The organism is Arthrobacter sp. JCM 19049 (assembly GCF_001310435.1).
The window spans coordinates 1-2,246 of record NZ_BAXF01000364.1 but is presented as its reverse complement, the minus strand read 5'-3'; the positions used below and the strand labels follow the sequence as shown (position 1 = coordinate 2,246).

The window sequence follows — 2,246 nt, the reverse complement described above, 5'->3', positions numbered from 1 at the left end:
CGCCGCCACAGCACTCGGCCTCACCGCTGGAGCAGCAGCCGTGCTTGACCGGCTCGGGCACATCCAGCACCGGGGAGCGGTCAAAGAAGCCTCGGGGCGGATCTTGAACCGACCGAGTCCACCGGCATGATCGGCCAGTCCTCGGTGCGCGGGAAGTGGGTCAGCGCAAAGGTGTGCCACAGGCTGATGTCCTGGGTGTCCACGCTGTGGTCATCGGCGATCCAGTCGTTGATCCCCTCCACGCCCGGGTTCTGGTTCACGAAGTCGCCGGTGGGGTAGCGGTGCCCGGCCTCGCGCTTGGTGACCCACAGCGCCTTGGAGGCAAAGGTGGCGCGCTTGTGGATCGAGGAGCCCTCGGCGGCCAGCAGGGTGGGCAGGCCCTGCGGGTGCAGCTTGAAGCCCACCGGCTTGCCAGGTAGTTCTTCGATTCCGGGTTGGTGACCACCCAGGAGCGCCCGGCGGGCATGTTCGCATCGCGCACCGCCTGCTTGGCGGTGGACAGCACCGTGTGGCTGCGGCTGAACGCGTTGCCGCGCGGGTTCTCCCGGCTGATCGGCAGGCGCACCGCCTCCTCCTCGATGACCTGGCTCGGCCCGCCATCCAGCGCGAAGTCCAGCCGGGCGCCGAAGATGTGCTGGTGGAACGGGGCCCCCAGGCCCGGGGCCATCTCCGAGGCAAAGCGCTCGTCGCGCATCGCGGAGGTGAACACGATGCCGGTGGCCTTGGCCTCGAATTCGATGGTGCCATCCAGGTACAGGTACCAGTAGAAGCCGTAGTCGTAGTTGCCCACGGTGGTGAAGAAGCTGATCACCAGGCGGCGGTTGCGTCGGGTGTACTTCACCCCCGACCAGTCATCGGAGTGCTTGGAGAGGATCGAGGAGTCCTCCTCGTGCATGCAGATGCCGTTGTGGATGGTGCGGGCCTCGCCGTCGGCGGTGGCCACCACCGGGGAGATGTAGTGGATTTCGCCCAGGCAGTCGCAGCCCAGTTCCAGGGAGTTGGCCATGCGTCCGATCAGGTATTCGCCGGTGTCGAAGTAGTTCTGCCAGCTGCGCACCGGGAGGGGTCGCCATAGGGCACGACCATCTCGGCGATCGAGGCACGGTCCAGGATGCGTCGGCGCTGGCCCTTGTCGTCGAAGGCGATGTTGTACAGCACCAGGCCCTCGCGCATGTCGAAGCCCACGTCCAGGCTCCACTTCTCCCACTCGACGTGGTTGCCGTCGGTGACGGTGAAGCTGGGGCCTCCGGCTGGGTGATCAGCAGCGGCTTCTGGGTGTCGCGGATCGGGCCGGTGAGCTCGGGGTCGGTGTAGTTGCCGTGGTCGGCCGGGATGTCCACCGGTCCAAAGTCCAGGATCTGGTCCACCTTGCCGGCGACGGTGTCGATGTAGACGACCAGCCCGTCCACCGGGTGGGCCCAAGCCGAGTCCTCGGCGAAGTCCTGACGGAAGGCCAGCCCGCGCAGGATGCGCCGCCCGGATTCCTCCGGGTACTCAAAGACGCCGGCGGACAGCGGCGCGACGCGCACCTGCTCGACGGTGAGGTTGCGCTTGGCCAGCGCCTGGATCCAGCCTTCGTCCGCGGCCACGATGGCCTCGACCTTTTCGAACTCCTCCTCCAGCACCGGCAGCTGCCCCACGGCCGCCGCGTCGATCTCGGTGACCTGCTCGATCTCGTTGCGGGTCAGGTCCAGCACCACGTCCTTGGGCTCATTCAGCGCCGAATCCATGAGCATGACCCGCACCCGGCGGGCCGGGGCCTGCGGGTTCGGGTCCTCCAGGCCCAGGTAGGCGATGCGGGTGGAGGCGGTGAACAGGTTGTTCTCCTGCAGCAGCCGGCGGGCGGCGGCGATTTCCTCGGCGCCCAGCAGGGTGTAGTCCACGGTGCGAGTCTTCATGTGATGCAACCTTCCAGGGGGTGTGAAGCGAAACACTTTTAATTCTCTACGTGTAGAGAATACGGATTTGTGGAGTGCTTCACAAGGGGTCACGGGATATTTCTGCCCCGGCCCTAGACTGGTGACATGCCCAAGATCGTTGACCATGAGCAGCGCCGCCGCGAAATCATCGAAGTCACCTGGCGCTTCATTGCCCAGCAGGGCTTCGACAAGCTGAACCTGCGTGATTTGGCCGCCGCGGCCGGTTACGCCAACGGGGGGCTCAAACCGTACTTCCCCACCCGCAACTCGCTGCTCTCGGCCACGTTCAACTTCGTGTTCAACTCCACCGGGCGGCGCATCGCCCGC

Annotated in this window: 1 protein-coding gene and 1 pseudogene; one reads left to right on the top strand and one right to left on the bottom strand. The window is 66.3% G+C overall.

Features of this window, described 5'->3' with window-relative positions; genetic code table 11:
• Nucleotides 1-1,898: pseudogene (locus tag JCM19049_RS12200) on the bottom strand (primary-amine oxidase); the annotation flags it as partial.
• Nucleotides 1,899-2,024: 126 nt separating this feature from the next.
• Here JCM19049_RS12200 and JCM19049_RS12195 point away from each other — a divergent pair.
• Nucleotides 2,025-2,246, top strand: a 222-nt coding sequence (locus tag JCM19049_RS12195; RefSeq protein WP_279403108.1) for a TetR family transcriptional regulator, incomplete at its 3' end; no start/stop codon positions are given.